This window comes from Modestobacter sp. DSM 44400 (genome assembly GCF_900107175.1).
In the GTDB taxonomy this organism is placed as follows: domain Bacteria; phylum Actinomycetota; class Actinomycetes; order Mycobacteriales; family Geodermatophilaceae; genus Modestobacter.
On sequence record NZ_FNOZ01000014.1, the window covers coordinates 12,454 to 28,091 of the forward strand.

General features: G+C 73.4%; 15 protein-coding genes. 13 read left to right on the forward strand and 2 right to left on the reverse strand.

What is annotated here, in order from left to right:
- The first annotated feature begins 11 nt into the window (after positions 1 to 11).
- Positions 12 to 1,451 (forward strand): bifunctional folylpolyglutamate synthase/dihydrofolate synthase, encoded by a 1,440-nt coding sequence (locus BLW04_RS10900; protein WP_254781320.1) that lies wholly within the window; start codon positions 12 to 14, stop codon positions 1,449 to 1,451.
- Positions 1,448 to 1,843: a DUF4233 domain-containing protein gene (locus BLW04_RS10905; protein WP_091540173.1), complete on the forward strand. Its 396-nt coding sequence runs from the start codon at positions 1,448 to 1,450 to the stop codon at positions 1,841 to 1,843. The genes BLW04_RS10900 and BLW04_RS10905 overlap by 4 nt, the downstream gene beginning before the upstream one ends.
- On the opposite strand, the gene BLW04_RS10910 is transcribed toward BLW04_RS10905, so the two are convergent.
- Together BLW04_RS10910 and BLW04_RS10915 are read right to left on the reverse strand one after the other, a co-directional pair.
- The gene (locus tag BLW04_RS10910) at positions 1,787 to 2,125 is read right to left on the reverse strand and encodes a Clp protease N-terminal domain-containing protein (protein ID WP_091540176.1); all 339 of its coding nucleotides are present in this window, start codon (positions 2,123 to 2,125) and stop codon (positions 1,787 to 1,789) included. The genes BLW04_RS10905 and BLW04_RS10910 overlap by 57 nt on opposite strands.
- A gap of 1 nt (position 2,126) precedes the next feature.
- On the reverse strand, positions 2,127 to 2,351 hold the full coding sequence (locus tag BLW04_RS10915; protein ID WP_091540179.1) for an RNA polymerase subunit sigma-70: 225 nt from the start codon (positions 2,349 to 2,351) through the stop codon (positions 2,127 to 2,129).
- A gap of 76 nt (positions 2,352 to 2,427) precedes the next feature.
- Between BLW04_RS10915 and ndk the strand changes: the two genes are divergently transcribed.
- The 11 genes from ndk to BLW04_RS10970 all read left to right on the forward strand — a co-directional run bounded on the left by ndk (position 2,428) and on the right by BLW04_RS10970 (position 15,252).
- Positions 2,428 to 2,850 (forward strand): nucleoside-diphosphate kinase, encoded by a 423-nt coding sequence (gene ndk / locus BLW04_RS10920; protein ID WP_091540410.1) that lies wholly within the window; start codon positions 2,428 to 2,430, stop codon positions 2,848 to 2,850.
- A 301-nt stretch (positions 2,851 to 3,151) separates the two neighbouring features.
- Entirely contained in the window at positions 3,152 to 4,078 is a 927-nt protein-coding gene (locus BLW04_RS10925; protein WP_217630985.1) for a S1C family serine protease, read from the forward strand.
- 51 nt (positions 4,079 to 4,129) lie between these two features.
- Positions 4,130 to 6,058, forward strand: coding sequence for a TIGR03960 family B12-binding radical SAM protein (locus BLW04_RS10930; protein ID WP_091540185.1), 1,929 nt, complete (start codon positions 4,130 to 4,132; stop codon positions 6,056 to 6,058).
- The gene (locus BLW04_RS10935; RefSeq protein ID WP_091540189.1) at positions 6,058 to 6,825 is read left to right on the forward strand and encodes a TIGR03936 family radical SAM-associated protein; all 768 of its coding nucleotides are present in this window, start codon (positions 6,058 to 6,060) and stop codon (positions 6,823 to 6,825) included. The genes BLW04_RS10930 and BLW04_RS10935 overlap by 1 nt, the downstream gene beginning before the upstream one ends.
- 283 nt (positions 6,826 to 7,108) lie before the next feature.
- Positions 7,109 to 10,324 (forward strand): Rne/Rng family ribonuclease, encoded by a 3,216-nt coding sequence (locus BLW04_RS10940; RefSeq protein WP_091540192.1) that lies wholly within the window; start codon positions 7,109 to 7,111, stop codon positions 10,322 to 10,324.
- A 279-nt stretch (positions 10,325 to 10,603) separates the two neighbouring features.
- On the forward strand, positions 10,604 to 10,927 hold the full coding sequence (gene rplU, locus BLW04_RS10945; protein WP_175484005.1) for a 50S ribosomal protein L21: 324 nt from the start codon (positions 10,604 to 10,606) through the stop codon (positions 10,925 to 10,927).
- Between the two features lie 7 nt (positions 10,928 to 10,934).
- Complete coding sequence (gene rpmA, locus BLW04_RS10950) at positions 10,935 to 11,210, forward strand: 50S ribosomal protein L27 (protein WP_091540199.1); 276 nt, start codon at positions 10,935 to 10,937, stop codon at positions 11,208 to 11,210.
- Positions 11,211 to 11,388: 178 nt separating this feature from the next.
- Positions 11,389 to 12,882 carry a GTPase ObgE gene (gene obgE / locus BLW04_RS10955; RefSeq protein ID WP_091540202.1) on the forward strand — a complete coding sequence of 498 codons (1,494 nt, stop codon included), beginning with the start codon at positions 11,389 to 11,391 and terminating at the stop codon, positions 12,880 to 12,882.
- A 73-nt stretch (positions 12,883 to 12,955) separates the two neighbouring features.
- Positions 12,956 to 14,077: a glutamate 5-kinase gene (gene proB, locus BLW04_RS10960; protein ID WP_091540206.1), complete on the forward strand. Its 1,122-nt coding sequence runs from the start codon at positions 12,956 to 12,958 to the stop codon at positions 14,075 to 14,077.
- A gap of 12 nt (positions 14,078 to 14,089) precedes the next feature.
- Positions 14,090 to 14,569 (forward strand): peptide deformylase, encoded by a 480-nt coding sequence (gene def, locus BLW04_RS10965; RefSeq protein WP_091540209.1) that lies wholly within the window; start codon positions 14,090 to 14,092, stop codon positions 14,567 to 14,569.
- Positions 14,570 to 14,571: 2 nt separating this feature from the next.
- The gene (locus BLW04_RS10970) at positions 14,572 to 15,252 is read left to right on the forward strand and encodes a GNAT family N-acetyltransferase (protein ID WP_091540214.1); all 681 of its coding nucleotides are present in this window, start codon (positions 14,572 to 14,574) and stop codon (positions 15,250 to 15,252) included.
- Positions 15,253 to 15,638: the final 386 nt, after the last annotated feature.

Genomic DNA, 15,638 nt, shown 5'->3' on the forward strand with positions numbered 1-15,638 from the left:
TCCTAGGAGCGGTGAGCACCCCCATTCCCGAAGAGCGGATTGACATGGCCCACGGGCAGACCAGCGGGGGCCGCGAACTGGCCCGGGTCGAGCAGGCGCTGCTGGCCCGTTGGCCGGAGAGCCGCCTCGAGCCGTCCCTCACCCGCATCTCCGCGCTGGTCGACCTGCTGGGCTCTCCCCAGCGGGCCATGCCGGTCATCCAGGTCACCGGTACCAACGGCAAGACGACGACCGCGCGGATGATCGACGAGCTGCTGCGCGGCTTCGGTCTGCGCGTCGGCCGCTTCACCAGCCCGCACCTGACCACCATGCGCGAGCGCATCGTGCTGGACGGCAAGCCGATCAGCGCCGCGCGCTTCGTCGAGGTCTTCGACGACATCGCGCCCTACGTGCAGCTGGTCGACGCCGGCAGCGACGTGCCGATGTCCTTCTTCGAGGTGGTCGTGGGCATGGCCTACGCCGCCTTCGCCGAGGCCCCGGTCGACGTCGCCGTCATCGAGGTCGGCATGGGCGGCACCTGGGACGCGACGAACGTCGCCGACGCGCGGGTCGCCGTGGTCACCCCGGTCGCGTTGGACCACGCCGAGTACCTCGGCCCCGACGTCGCCACGATCGCCACCGAGAAGGCTGGGATCATCAAGGCCGGCGCGCCGGACGACGTCGTGCCCGACGGCAGCCCGGACGGCGGCGTGGTCGCGGTGCTGGCCCACCAGCCGGCCGGTGCGCTGGAGGCACTGGTGCGCCGCGCGATCGAGGTGGACGCGACCGTGGCCCGGGAGGGCACCGAGTTCGCGGTGCTGGAGCGCCGGGTCGCCGTGGGCGGGCAGCAGCTGCGGCTGCAGGGCCTGGCCGGTGAGTACCCCGAGGTCTATCTGCCGCTGTTCGGCGCCCACCAGGCGCAGAACGCCGCCGTGGCGCTGGCCGCGGTGGAGGCGTTCCTGGGTGCGGGCGCGGCCACCGGGCCGATCGACCCCGATGTCGTCCGGTCGGCGTTCGGCGCCGTCCGCTCGCCCGGCCGGCTGGAGCGGGTGCGCAGCTCGCCGGCCGTGCTGGTCGACGCCGCGCACAACCCGGCCGGCATGGCGGCGACCGTCGCGGCGGTCCGCGAGTCGTTCGACTTCACCCGGCTGGTCGGCGTCGTCGGCTGCGTCGTGGGCAAGGACGTGACCGGGATGTTGTCCGAGCTCGAGGAGCTGTGCGCCGAGCTGGTCGTCACCCAGAACAGCTCGCCGCGGGCAATGCCCGCTGATGAGCTCGGGGCGCTGGCCGTCGACGTGTTCGGCGCCGACCGGGTCAGCGTGCACCCGCGGCTGTTCGACGCGCTGGAGTCGGCGATGGAGCTGGCCGAGGCCGGCCCGGACGACGCCCTGGGCGGCTCGGGCGTGCTGGTCACCGGCAGCGTGATCACCGCGGGGGAGGCCCGCACCCTGCTCTCCGGGGGCAGCGCATGACGGCGCCGGACCCGGTCCGCGCGGGGAAGGCCCTCGGTGGCGCCGCGGCCGCGATCCTGCTGCTGGAGGGCATCGCCGTCCTGTTCGTGCCCCGGGGCATCGCGCAGAGCGGACCGGGCCTGACCGGGTTCCGGCTGACCGTGCTCCTCGTGCTGGCCGCGCTGCTGATCGTCGCCTGCGGTGTGCAGCGCCGTCCGCAGGGCCTGGTGATCGGCACGGTGCTGCAGGTGCCGCTGGTGCTCACCGGGCTGCTGGGCCCGGCGATGTGGCTGGTCGGCGGTCTGTTCGCGCTGATCTGGCTGTACCTCCTCCAGGTCCGTAAGGACCTGCTCGGGTCACCCTTCGGCCCGCCGCCGTCGGGACCGCCGCCGACGGCCCCGACGGCGGGCTGAGGGGCCGAAGGTGGCCTCGGCCGCGGTCCGCAACTGCTCCAGGTCCACCCCGAGGGCGGCCAGCGCGTCGGCGTCCAGCGGGTCCCCGGAGCGCCGGGCGGCCGCCCGCAGCCGGTCGACATCAAGACCGGCGTCCTGCGCCAGCCGTCCCCCCGGGCCGCCGCCGGCGGCCAGTGCCAGCAGCAGGTGCACCGGGGCGGCGGCGTCGGCCCGCAGGCGGCGGGCCTCCTCCTGGGCCGCGGCGACCACTGAACAGGCCTCGGCGGTGAAGCGTTCGAACATCTCAGCGGTCTTTCCGATTGCGGGCGTGCTTCTTGTGGGCGGCCTGCCGGGTCACGCCGAGCGCGTCGGCGACCTGCTGCCAGGACCAACCGCGGGACCGGGCTCTGGCGACCTGCAGGGTCTCCAGCCGGTCGGCCAGCTCGCGCAGCGCGCGGATGGCCCGCAGGCCCACCTCGGGGTCCTCGGCGGCCGCCGCGGTGATGACGTCGGGAGATGTCGCGGCCATGTGTCAACTGTGGTTGACGCCGCCGAAGCTCGTCAACCCACATTGACGCCAGGGCGGCGTGTCGTACGCTCCCGCCGTGTCTGCTCCCACTGCTGATCGCACCCTCGTCCTCGTCAAGCCCGACGGCGTGGCCCGCGGCCTGGCCGGTCAGGTTCTCGCCCGGCTCGAGGCCAAGGGCCTGCGTCTGGTCGCCGCCGAGCTGCGCACGCTGACCGCCGAGGTCGCCGAGACGCACTACGCCGAGCACCGCGAGCGGCCTTTTTTCGGTTCCCTCGTCGAGTTCATCACCGGCGGCCCGTTGCTCGCCCTCGTCGTCGAGGGCCCGCGGGCGATCGAGGCGTTCCGCGCGCTGGCCGGCGCCACCGACCCGGTGAAGGCGGCCCCCGGCACCATCCGCGGCGACTTCGCCCTCGAGGTGCAGAACAACATCGTGCACGGCTCGGACTCCCCGGAGTCCGCCGCGCGCGAGATCGCGCTGTTTTTCCCCGACCTCGGCTGAACCGGCCGGGGGCTGCACCGCTGGCGCTCCTCGGGGATGCGTGGCTGGGCGGTGTTCGATCGCCGCTCGCTCGGGTAACGGTTGGCACATGGCAACGGTTACCTCTTCTCGCACCGCAGCAGGCGGCGACCGCGGTGCTGCGACACCGGTGCGACGGCGGCGGCGGAGCCTGCGCGGAGCCGCTGGGTTGCTGGTACTGCTGCCGCTGGCCGGCTGTACCGGGACGGCGGGTGATGCGCAGGAGGCATCCGGGTCCTCCGCGTCCGTCGACAGCGGTGCACCGCCGTCCGACGGTGCGGTCGTGGCGCTGCAGTCCGCCTACGAGAACGTCATTTCCGACGTCCTCCCCTCGGTGGTGGAGATCCGGAGCAGCACGGGCCTCGGTTCCGGAGTGGTCTACGACCAGCAGGGCGACATCGTCACCAACGCGCACGTCGTGGGGTCCGACCAGCAGTTCCAGGTGCTCACCTCCGGCTCGGCCACCCCGCTGTCGGCCACCCTCGTCGGCGTCTACCAGCCCAACGACATCGCGGTGATCAAGGTGTCCGACGGTTCCGGACTGCACCCGGCCACCTTCGCCGACTCGTCCCAGGCCCAGGTCGGCGAGATCGTGCTGGCCATGGGCAACCCGCTCGGGTTGTCCGCGACGGTGACCAACGGGATCGTCTCGGCGATCGGCCGCACGGTGAGCGAGCCCGTGACCCAGGAGTCGCCGGGAGCCGCGCTGCCCAACACGATCCAGACCTCCGCCGCCATCAACCCCGGAAACAGCGGGGGCGCCCTGGTCGACCTGGAGGGCCGGGTCGTCGGCATCCCGACCCTGGCTGCGCTGGCCCCGACGGCGGAGGGCGGCGGAGCCGCCCCGGGGATCGGGTTCGCCATCCCGTCCAACGACGTCAAGCGGATCGCCGACCAGCTCGTGGCGACCGGCACCGTCACCAGTTCCGGCCGGGCCGCACTGAACGTCCGCGTCACCACGGTCACGGACCAGTCCGGGCAGCCGCAGGGTGTGGGCGTGGTCGACGTGGCTCCCGGCGGGGCGGCGGACCAGGCGGGGATCCAGCCGGGGGACGTGATCGTGTCCCTGGACGGCCAGCAGACACCGACGGTCCAGGCGCTCAGTGCGCTCCTCGCCGGGTTGCAGGTGGGCAAGGCGGTGCCCGTCACGGTCCAGCGCCAAGGTCAGGAGCAGAAGCTGCAGATCACCCTGGGGGAGCTCGGCGGCTGACCCGGTCGCCGGCCCGGGGTGGGCCGATGGACGGCTACCCTGATCCGGGTCATGACTGTGGACTCGCTCTACCCCCAGCTCGAGCCGTTGTTCGCCCAGGTGCAGAAGCCGATCCAGTACGTCGGCGGCGAGCTCAACGCCCAGACCAAGCCGTGGGACGACGTCGCCGTCCACTGGGCGCTGATGTACCCCGACGCTTACGAGGTCGGGCTGCCCAACCAGGGCCTCATGATCCTGTACGAGGTGCTCAACGAGCGCCCCGACGCCCTGGCCGAGCGCACCTACGCGGTCTGGCCGGACCTCGCCGCGCTCATGCGCGAGGCCGGCGTCGGCCAGTTCACCGTCGACACGCACCGTCCGGTGGCCGCCTTCGACGTGCTCGGCGTCAGCTTCGCCACCGAGCTGGGCTACACCAACCTGCTCGAGGCGCTCGACCTCGCCGGGGTCCCGCTGCACGCGGTCGACCGCGACGAGAGCCACCCGGTCGTCGTCGCCGGCGGGCACGCCGCCTTCAACCCCGAGCCGGTCAGCGACTTCGTCGACTGCGCGGTGCTCGGGGACGGCGAGCAGGTCGTCGGGGACATCACCGACGTCGTCGCCGCCTGGAAGGCCGCCGGTTGCCCCGGTGGCCGGGTCGAGCTGCTGACCCGCCTGGCGCGGGTCGACGGCGTCTACGTGCCCCGGTTCTTCGCCGTCTCCTACGCCGCCGACGGCACGATCGCCGCCGTTTCGCGCACCCGCGACGACGTGCCGGCGCGGGTCGGCAAGCGGACCGTGATGGACCTCGACGAGTGGCCCTACCCCAAGCAGCCGCTGGTCCCGCTTGCCGAGAGCGTGCACGAGCGGATGAGCGTGGAGATCTTCCGCGGCTGCACCCGCGGCTGCCGGTTCTGCCAGGCCGGCATGATCACCCGCCCGGTGCGGGAGCGGACGATCACCGGCATCGGCTCGATGGTCGACGCCGGGCTGAAGGCGACGGGGTACGAGGAGGTCGGCCTCCTCTCCCTCTCCAGCGCCGACCACTCCGAGATCGGCCAGTTGGCCAAGGAGCTCGCCGACCGCTACGAGGGCACCAACACCGGACTGTCGCTGCCCTCCACCCGGGTCGATGCCTTCAACGTCACGCTGGCCAACGAGCTGTCCCGCAACGGTCGCCGGTCGGGGCTGACTTTCGCCCCCGAGGGCGGCAGCGAGCGGATCCGGCGGGTGATCAACAAGACCGTGTCCAAGGAGGACCTGGTCCGCACGGTCACCACCGCCTACGCCAACGGCTGGCGCCAGGTGAAGCTGTACTTCATGTGCGGTCTGCCCACCGAGACCGACGAGGACGTGCTGGAGATCGCCGACCTGGCGGTCGAGGTGATCCGCGCCGGCCGGGAGGCCAGCGGGTCCAGGGACATCCGCTGCACCGTCTCCATCGGTGGCTTCGTGCCCAAGCCGCACACCCCCTTCCAGTGGGCCGCCCAGGCCAGCGCCGACACCATCGACCACCGGCTGAAGGTGCTGCGCGAGGCGATCAACGCCGACCGCCGAATCGGCCGCTCGATCGGCCTGCGCTACCACGACGGCAAGCCCGGGGTGATCGAAGGCCTGCTGTCCCGCGGCGACCGCCGGGTCGGCCGGGTCATCGAGCGGGTGTGGCGCGACGGTGGCCGGTTCGACGGCTGGAGCGAGCACTTCTCCTTTGCTCGGTGGACGACGGCCGCGGCGGAGGAGCTCGCCCCGTTCGGGGTGGATCTGGACTGGTACACCACCCGTGAACGCACCGAGCACGAGGTGCTGCCCTGGGACCACCTGGACGCCGGGCTGGACAAGCAGTGGCTCTGGGAGGACTGGCAGGACTCGCTCTCCGAGGAGGAGGTCGCCGACTGCCGGTGGACCCCCTGCTACGACTGCGGCGTCTGTCCGACCATGGGCACCGAGATCCAGATCGGCCCCACGGGTCGCACGCTGATCCCGCTGACGCCCGTCACCGGCTGATGGCCCGACGACCCGACGGCCCGCCGCCGCCGCCCACCGTGCAGAAGCTGCGGCTGCGCTACACCAAGCGCGGCCCGCTGCGCTTCGCCTCGCACCGCGACCTGGCCCGGGCGCTGGAGCGCGCGCTGCGCCGGGCTCAGGTGCCGATGGCGTTCTCGGCCGGCTTCAGCCCGCACCCGAAGGTCTCCTACATGGGTGCTGCTCCCACCGGGGCGGCCTCGGAGGCGGAGTACTTCGAGATCGGGCTGTCGGAGCGCCGTGACCCGGAGCAGGTGCGGGCCGCGCTGGACGCCTCGCTGCCGCCGGGGATCGACGTCCTGGAGTGCGTCGAGGCGGGGGAGGGCACCGGGTCGCTGGCCGACCGGCTCGACGCGACCCGCTGGCGGGTCGACCTGCCCGGGGTGGACGCCGGGGAGCTCGCCACCGCGGTCGAAGCGATGCTCGCGCGCAGTGAGGTGATGGTCACCAAGCGGACCAAGAATGGCACGCGGGAGGTCGACGCGCGGGCGGCGGTCGTCAACGCGTCGGTGGCCGAGGAGGCAGGTTGTGCCATACTGCACATGGTCGTCCGTCAGCTCACACCGACGGTTCGACCGGACGACGTGATGGCCGCCCTGGCTGTCGTCGCCGACCTGCACCCGCCGTTGCCCGCCCGGGCCGTGCGTGAGGCGCAGGGCCGGCTCGACGACAGCGGGAACGTCGCCGATCCGCTCGGGCCCGACCGCGTGGCCAGCTCCTACTGCCAGGAGGAGCACGCGCAGGTCTGACCGGCGGGGCCGGGTGCCCGGACGTCATCGTCGTGCCACGTCTGCCAGCCGTGGCGCACGGTCTTCTGCACCACCTGCACGGCACAGCTCCACCGCGAACAGCACGCAGCACCACCGGGCCCCAGCCGCACCGGCCGGGGCGCGTACCCAAGACTTCGCGGGTCGGGACTCCCGGCCGCACCCTGATGCGGCCACTCGACCTGCCCAACCCGCGTTTCCTGCGCGGCCGCCAGTCGGAACACTCCGATCGGCGCCCGGGAGCGCACCAGGAGGCGAGCCCTTCGTGGCCGACCGCATCGACGAGAACACCCCCGAGACCGAGCAGGGGACGGCGGGGGAGATCCCCCAGGACCCCACGCCGAAGACCCCGGCTGCGGAGAACCCGACACCCGAGGCCCCAGCCGCCGAGGTCCCTGCTCCCGGCCCGGCCCACGAGGAGGACGAGGAGGCCGACGGCGGGGCCGAGGCCCTGGCCGCAGCCGAGCGGACCGGCGGGCGGTCCGCCGAGGCCGCCCTCGACTTCTCCGCACCGCCGCCCGTCCCGGTCTCCGCGCCGGTCGACGAGGTCCCCCGCTTCGCCGCACCGTTCAGCTCGCCCGAGCCGACCACGGTGACCGCCCGGCCGCGCCGGCGGGCCACCCGCCCCGCCCTGTCGGCCGACCCGGACTCGGTTGCCCCGGCTCCGGCCCAGGTCCCCCCGGCCGTCCCGTCCATCCCGGCCTTCGTCAGTTTCGTGGCCCCGCCCGAGCCCGACGCCGTCGCCCCCCGCCGGCGCGGCCGTCGTCCGCAGGCCGAGTCGCCGGTCGAGACCGGGGAGCCGGCCGCCACGCGGCCGGCCGAGCCGGCCGCCGCGGAGACCGAGGCGCCGGCCCCCCGCCGCAGCCGCGGCCGTCGCCGGGAGCCCGTCGAGCACGCCGCCGACGAGGAGACCAGCCCGGTCGCCGAGGAGGCCGTTGTCTCGCGCCCGGGCACCCATGCACCCAGTTCCGACGACTCCGACCTCGACGAGCGCGACGCCGAGGACGGCGACGACCGCGACGGCGAGGAGTCCGGTTCCAGCGGCAGCCGCCGCCGGCGGCGCGGTCGTCGGGGTCGCGGTCGTGGCCGCAGCGGCGAGGATGGCGCGGATGCCGAAGATGAGGGCGACACCTCCGCCGACGACGCCTCGACCGAAGACGACGTCGAGGACACCAGCGACGGCGACAGCGACAGCGACGCGGACTCCACCGGTGAGGACGACGACGACTCCGACGACGGTGAGGCCGCCGGCGGCTCGAGCACCCGGCGCCGGCGCCGGCGCCGCCGCCGGGGCGAGAGCAGCGGCACCGGCACCGGCACCGAGGAAGCCGTCGAGGACACCGACGACCGCCCCGAGCGGGCCGGGCGCAACGGTCGCACCTCCAGCGATGACGACGTCCGTGGCGTCGCCGGCTCCACCCGGCTGGAGGCCAAGCGGCAGCGCCGGCGGGAGGGCCGTGACGGGGGGCGCAAGCGCGCGCCGATCCTGTCCGAATCGGAGTTCCTGGCCCGCCGCGAGGCGGTCGACCGGGCGATGGTCATCCGGCAGCAGGGGGAGCGCACCCAGATCGCCGTCCTCGAGGACGACGTGTTGGTCGAGCACTACGTCACCCAGGCGCAGTCGGCGTCCTTCGCCGGCAACGTCTACCTCGGCCGGGTGCAGAACGTGCTCCCCAGCATGGAGGCCGCGTTTGTCGACGTCGGCAAGGGCCGCAACGCCGTCCTGTACGCCGGTGAGGTCAACTGGGACGCCGCCGGCCTGTCCGGCAAGTCCCGCTCCATCGAGCAGGCGCTGAAGTCCGGCGACAAGGTGCTGGTCCAGGTGACCAAGGACCCGATCGGCCACAAGGGCGCCCGGCTGACCCAGCAGATCAACCTGCCGGGCCGCTTCCTGGTCTACGTGCCCGGTGGCTCGATGACCGGGATCAGCCGGAAGCTGCCGGACAAGGAGCGCACCCGGCTCAAGGACGTCCTCAAGAAGATCGTTCCCGAGGACGCCGGCGTCATCATCCGGACCGCGGCGGAGGGCGCCTCCGAGGAGGAGCTCACCCGCGACGTGGCCCGGCTGCAGGCGCAGTGGGAGGTCATCCAGACCAAGGCCTCGTCGACCAGCACCGCCCCGACGCTGCTCTACGGTGAGCCGGACCTGGCCATCCGGGTCATTCGCGACGTGTTCAACGAGGACTTCAAGCGGCTGGTCGTCCAGGGGGATGACGCCTGGGACACCGTCGAGGCCTACGTCGCGCACGTCTCTCCGGAGCTGTCCGAGCGGGTACAGCGCTACACCGGCACCGGCGACGCCTTCCATGACCTGCGGATCGACGAGCAGCTGATGAAGGCGCTGGACCGCAAGGTCTGGCTGCCCTCGGGCGGGTCGCTGGTCATCGACCGCACCGAGGCAATGACCGTGGTCGACGTCAACACCGGCAAGTTCGTCGGGTCCGGTGGCAACCTCGAGCAGACCGTCACGCGGAACAACATCGAGGCCGCGGAGGAGATCGTCCGACAGCTCCGGCTGCGCGACATCGGCGGCATGATCGTCATCGACTTCATCGACATGGTGCTGGAGAGCAACCGCGACCTGGTGCTCCGGCGGCTCACCGAGTGCCTGGGCCGGGACCGCACCAAGCACCAGGTCGCCGAGGTCACCTCGCTGGGCCTGGTGCAGATGACCCGCAAGCGGGTCGGCCAGGGCCTGCTCGAGGTTTTCTCCGAGCCGTGCGAGCACTGCCGCGGCCGCGGCGTGCTGGTCCAGCTGGACCCGGTGGACGAGAAGCGGCGCTCCGGTGCCAACGGCGGTGGCTCCAACGGCGGTGGCTCCAACGGCGGTGGCTCCAACGGCGGTGGCTCCAACGGCGGTGGCTCCAACGGCGGTGGGGGCGGGAACGGCTCTGGCCGCAACCGCGACCGGGACCGCTCCGGACGCGATCCCTCCCGTGACTCCGGCAGCGACCAGCCGCGCCGCGACACCACCGAGCCGCTCGACGACCTGGAGGCGGTCGTCGACGACGCGGTGGAGGCGGCCGGGGCCGCGGCACTGGAGTCGACCGGCGCGGGCGTCGCGGAGACCTCGGCCGAGGGGACCAGCCGCAGTGGCCGGCGCAGTCGGGGCCGTCGTGGCCGCGGCCAGTCCGGCGAGGCCCGCGCGGCCGAGGACGCCGCGGTGCTGGCCGGCGCACGCGACACGGAGGAGACCGACGGCGGCGAGCCCGAGGACGAGCGGGCAGACGAGTCGGTCGGTCACAGCACGGACGAGGTCAGCACGGACGAGGTCAGCACGGACGAGGTCGCAACCGCCGAGCTCGGCTCGGTCGAGATCGCCCCGGTCGAGGTGACCGCCGTCGACCTCGTCCCGATCTCCGGCCCGATCGTCCCGGCCGAGACGGAGGCCGAGGCCCAGATGGAGGTGGCGGCCGAAGAGCCGGTGGCGCGCCCGCGCCGTCGCCGTGCAGCCTCGCGGCCGGCCGGTCCGCCGTCCTGATGAAGGACCCCCTCCTGGACAAAGGGCCCCCTCCTGGGTCCCTTCGCACGCGTCGGGGACGCCCTGGAGGGGGCCGGGGCACGCCCCACCCGGGACCGTGCCCACCGCGTTCGACCCGGGCCGCGTGCCTCGGGTACGCTGGCCGGGTTGCATCGCCACGGGCCGCGCACTCGCGTGCCGCCTGGTCGGCGTCCGTGACCCGTCCAGCACCCGGCCCCGTACCGGTCGTGCGCGCAGGACACAGCGCAGGACATGAGTTAACCGATCGAGGAGTCAGTGGTGTACGCAGTCGTCAAGGCCGGTGGCAAGCAGCACAAGGTGGGTGTCGGTGACACCTTCACCGTGAACCGCCTGGTCGGAGAGGCCGGTGACACCCTCACCCTCCCGGCCGTGCTCCTGGTCGACGGTGACACTGTCACCGCCGACGCCCAGGCCCTGGCGGGCGTCACCGTGACCGGTGAGATCGTCGGCCACGGCAAGGGCCCGAAGATCCACATCCACAAGTTCAAGAACAAGACCGGTTACCACAAGCGGCAGGGGCACCGTCAGCCCTTGACCGACGTCGTGGTCCGGGACATCAGCGCAGACATCACGAAGGGCTGACGACGACATGGCACACAAGAAGGGCGCCTCGTCCTCCCGCAACGGCCGCGACTCAAATGCGCAGCGTCTCGGCGTCAAGCGCTTCGGTGGCCAGGTCGTGAAGGCCGGTGAGATCATCGTCCGCCAGCGCGGCACGCACTTCCACCCGGGTCTGGGCGTCGGCCGCGGCAAGGACGACACGCTGTTCGCTCTGGTCCCCGGCGCGGTGACCTTCGGCTTCCGGCGCGGCCGGCGCGAGGTCGCGATCTCCGCCGTCCCGGCGCAGGTCCCGGTCGCCGTCTGAAAGAGGACCCCTCTGCCCCCCACCGCTCGCACGCTCGCGGCGGGACCCTGCAGAGGGGCCGATCGGGGCCGACCCAGCACCACCTGCTGTCCTTCGCCCAGCGCCGACCCCGGTCGGCGCTGGGCGGAGCGGTAGTTTCCCTGTTTCCGTACGGCCGTAACGCAGAGAGGCGGCGATCATGGCCGCTTTCATCGACCGCGTGACCGTGCTTGTGGCAGCAGGCAAGGGCGCCAACGGAGTCAGCTCCGTGCACCGCGAGAAGTTCAAGCCCCTCGGGGGCCCGGACGGCGGCGACGGCGGCGACGGCGGCGACATCGTCGTCGAGGTCGACCCCAGCGTGCACACGCTGCTGGACTTCCACCACAGCCCGCACCAGAAGGCCGGCAACGGCAAGCAGGCCGCCGGCAACTACCGCAACGGTGGCCGCGGCGAGGACCTCGTCCTCCGCGTCCCGTCGGGCACGGTCGTGACCGTGAACGGCATCCAGGTCGCTGACCTCGTCGGCGCCGGCGCCCAGATGGTGCTCGCCAAGGGCGGCAAGGGCGGCCTCGGCAACGCGGCGCTGGCCAACGCCCGCCGCAAGGCCCCCGGTTTCGCCCTGCTCGGCGAGCCCGGCGAGACCGTCGACGCCGTCATCGAGCTCAAGAGCGTCGCCGACGTCGGCCTGGTCGGGTTCCCGTCGGCGGGCAAGTCCTCGCTGGTCGCCGCCATGTCCGCGGCCCGGCCGAAGATCGCCGACTACCCCTTCACCACTCTGGTGCCGCAGCTGGGCGTCATCCGCTCCGGCGACACGACGTACACGATGGCCGACGTCCCCGGCCTCATCCCTGGTGCGTCGGTCGGCAAGGGCCTGGGCCTGGAGTTCCTCCGGCACGTCGAGCGCTGCGCCGTCCTGGTGCACGTGATCGACATGGCGACCATGGAGCCCGGCCGCGACCCGGAGACTGACATCGATGCCCTCGAGCACGAGCTCCGCGAGTACGGCGGCGACGAGCTCGACCTCGTCGGCCGGTTGCAGATCGCCGTCCTGAACAAGATCGACGTGCCGGACGCCCGCGAGCTGGTCGACCTGGTCCGTCCCACCTTGGAGGCGCGCGGGCTGCAGGTCTTCGCCATCAGCGCGGCCACCGGTGAGGGCCTGACCGAATTCGGCTTCGCGCTGGCCGCGGCGGTCGACGAGCACCGCGCCACGCTGCCCGCACTCGATGCGGCGCCGATCACGATCACTCCGCGCGCGGTGGACGACGGCGGCTTCACCGTCGAGCCCGACCCGCGCACCGACGGCTGGGTCGTGCTGGGCACCCGCCCCGAGCGGTGGGTCCGGCAGACCGACTTCACCAACGACGAGGCGGTCGGCTACCTCGCCGACCGGCTCAACCGGCTGGGCGTCGAGGAGCAGCTGGCCAAGGTCGGCGCCGTCCCCGGCGACGCGATCACCGTCGGCGACGTCACCTTCGACTGGGAGCCCACGCTGCCCGCCGGCATCCTGTCGATCGAGGAGACCGCCGGGCTCGGCGGCCGGGGCACTGACACCCGGCTGGAGAGCGACAGTCGGGCCCGGGCCAACGAGCGGCTGGCGGCCAAGAAGGCCCGTCGGGTGCCCTACGAGCTGACCCCGCTGGAGGACGAGCCGGAGCACGACCCGGACGCCGTCCCCGCCGACGGCACGTGAGCGAGCTCGCGAGCTCACGCAGGGACGGAGCACCTCCAGGCGCGTGGCCGACGAGCGCCAGCGAGGAAAACACGTGACTGCCCGGCCGCAGATCGGCGATGCCCGCCGGGTCGTGGTCAAGGTCGGTTCCTCGTCGCTGACCACCCTGCCCGGTGGGCTGGACGTCGACCGGTTGCGGGCGCTCGTCGACGTCCTGGGTGCCCTGCGCGCCGCCGGCCGTGAGGTCGTGCTGGTCTCCTCCGGCGCGATCGCCGCCGGTCTGGCCCCGCTCGGGCTCACCGGCCGGCCGCGTGACCTGGCCACGGCGCAGGCCGCCGCCAGCGTCGGGCAGCTCCGCCTGGTGCAGACCTACGCCGACGCCTTCGGCGCACACGACATCATGGTCGGGCAGGTGCTGCTCACCGCCGACGACCTGACCCGGCGCAGCCACTACCGCAACGCCCGGCAGACGGTGGAGCGGCTGCTCGCCCTTGGTGCGCTGCCGATCGTCAACGAGAACGACACGGTGGCCACCGAGGAGATCCGCTTCGGGGACAACGACCGGCTCGCCGCGCTGGTCGCGCACGTCGCCGCCGCCGATGCGCTGGTGCTGCTCTCCGACGTCGACGGCGTCTACGACGGCGACCCGCGCACCGGCCCTGCCCAGCTGGTCGACACGGTGCACGGCCCGGCCGACCTGGCGACGGTGACCCTCGGGTCGGCCAGCCGCAACGGCGTCGGCACTGGGGGGATGGCCACCAAGGTCGAGGCCGCGTTCATCGCCGCATCTGCCGGGGTGCCCGTCGTCGTCACCTCCACTGCGCAGGCCGCGGCGGCGCTGGCCGGGGAGCGGGTCGGCACGCTGTTCGCGCCGTCGGGGCGCCGGCCCTCGGCCCGTCAGTTCTGGCTGCGCTACGCCAGCCGCCCGCGCGGCCGGCTGCTGCTCGACGACGGCGCGGTGCGCGCGGTGCGGGAGCGGCACGCCTCGCTGCTGGCGGCGGGCATCACCGGCGTGACCGGGGAGTTCCTGGCCGACGACCCGGTGGAGCTGGTCGCCCCCGACGGGCTCGTGGTGGCCCGGGGCCTGGTCGCCTACGACGCCCGCGAGCTGCCCGACCTGCTGGGACGCAAGACCTCCGAGCTGGACCCCGAGCACCGCCGGGAGGTCGTGCACCGGGACGAGATGGTCCTCGTCGGGCGCAGACTCGTCGGCTGAGAGACTGGGCGGGTGAGCATCCGTCCCATCCGCGAGCTCGGGGACCCCGTGCTGCGCACCCCCGCCGACCCGGTGCGGGCCTTCGACCGTGATCTCGCCGCCCTCGTCCGCGACCTGGAGGAGACCGTTGACCACCCCGGTCGCGCCGGGGTCGCCGCTCCGCAGATCGGGGTGTCCCTGCGCGTCTTCTCCTACAACGTCGACGGGGTCATCGGCCACCTGGTCAACCCGGTGGTCGTCGAGCGGTCCGAGGAGCTCCAGGACGACGACGAGGGGTGCCTGTCCATCCCGGGCCTGTACGCACCCACCGTGCGGGCGATGCACTGCGCCGCCGAGGGTCTCGACGTGCACGGCGAGCCGCTGCGGCTGGAGGGCTCCGGCCTGATGGCGCGCTGCCTGCAGCACGAGGTCGACCACCTCGACGGGAAGCTCTTCGTCGACCGGCTCACCGGGGACACCCGCAAGCGGGTTCTCCGGGCGCTGCGCGGCTGACCGTGGAGTTCCTGGAGCCGGTCACCTTCGCCGGGGACGTCGTCGTCCTGGAGCCGTTGCGGCGGGAGCACGCCGACGAGCTGGCCGTCGCGGCGTCGGACGGGCGGCTGTGGGAGCTCTGGTACACCGCCGTGCCGAGTCCGGACACGATGGCGGCCGACATCGAGGCGAAGCTGGCGGCGCACGCCGCCGGCACGATGCTGCCGTTCACCGTGCGCCGGGCCAGCACCGGGACGGCGCTGGGGATGACCACCTACTGCAACGTCGACGCCGCGACGCCCCGGCTGGAGATCGGCTACACCTGGACCGCGCGCTCCGCCCAGCGCACCGGGGTGAACACCGAGAGCAAGCTGCTGCTGCTCGGCCACGCGTTCGAGACGCTCGGCTGCATCGCGGTGGAGTTCCGCACACACTGGCACAACCGGCAGTCCCGGACGGCGATCGCCGCGCTGGGCGCCAAGCAGGACGGCGTGCTGCGCAACCACCGGCGGCAGCCGGACGGGTCGCTGCGGGACACGGTGGTCTTCTCCATCACCGACGCCGAGTGGCCCGCCGTCCGGAGCGGGCTGCGCTCCCGGCTGGCCCGGCACCGCCCCGCCACCCCTGTCGGGGCTCTGCCCGGGCTGCGCGCACCAGCGCGGGGGTCAGGAGGACCGGCAGCACCACCAGGACGGCGATCGTGACCAGTCCCCAGCTCGCCAACCGCGGCCCGCCGAACGTGGCGGCCAGCAGCAGGCCGGCCACGACCGCCGCGTCCGTGACCGGGCTGAGCACGGAGAAGTAGCGCCCGACCTCGGCCGACGGGACCAGCTCCTGCACGCGGCTGAAGAACAGGGCGGTGGCCGCACCCTCGCCGGCCCCGACGAGGGCCAGCAGCACCACGGTCCCCGGGTAGGACGGCACCAGCAGCAGCAGCGCCCACCCGGCGCCCTCCATGGCCGACAACAGCAGGTACCACCGCTCGGGCCGGGCCGGAGCCAGCCGACCGAGCAGCAGGCCGCCGGCGGCGCCCCCGGCCGCGAGCGCGGCCGTCAGCACACCCAGCTCGGGTCCCGCGCGGCCGGTGAGG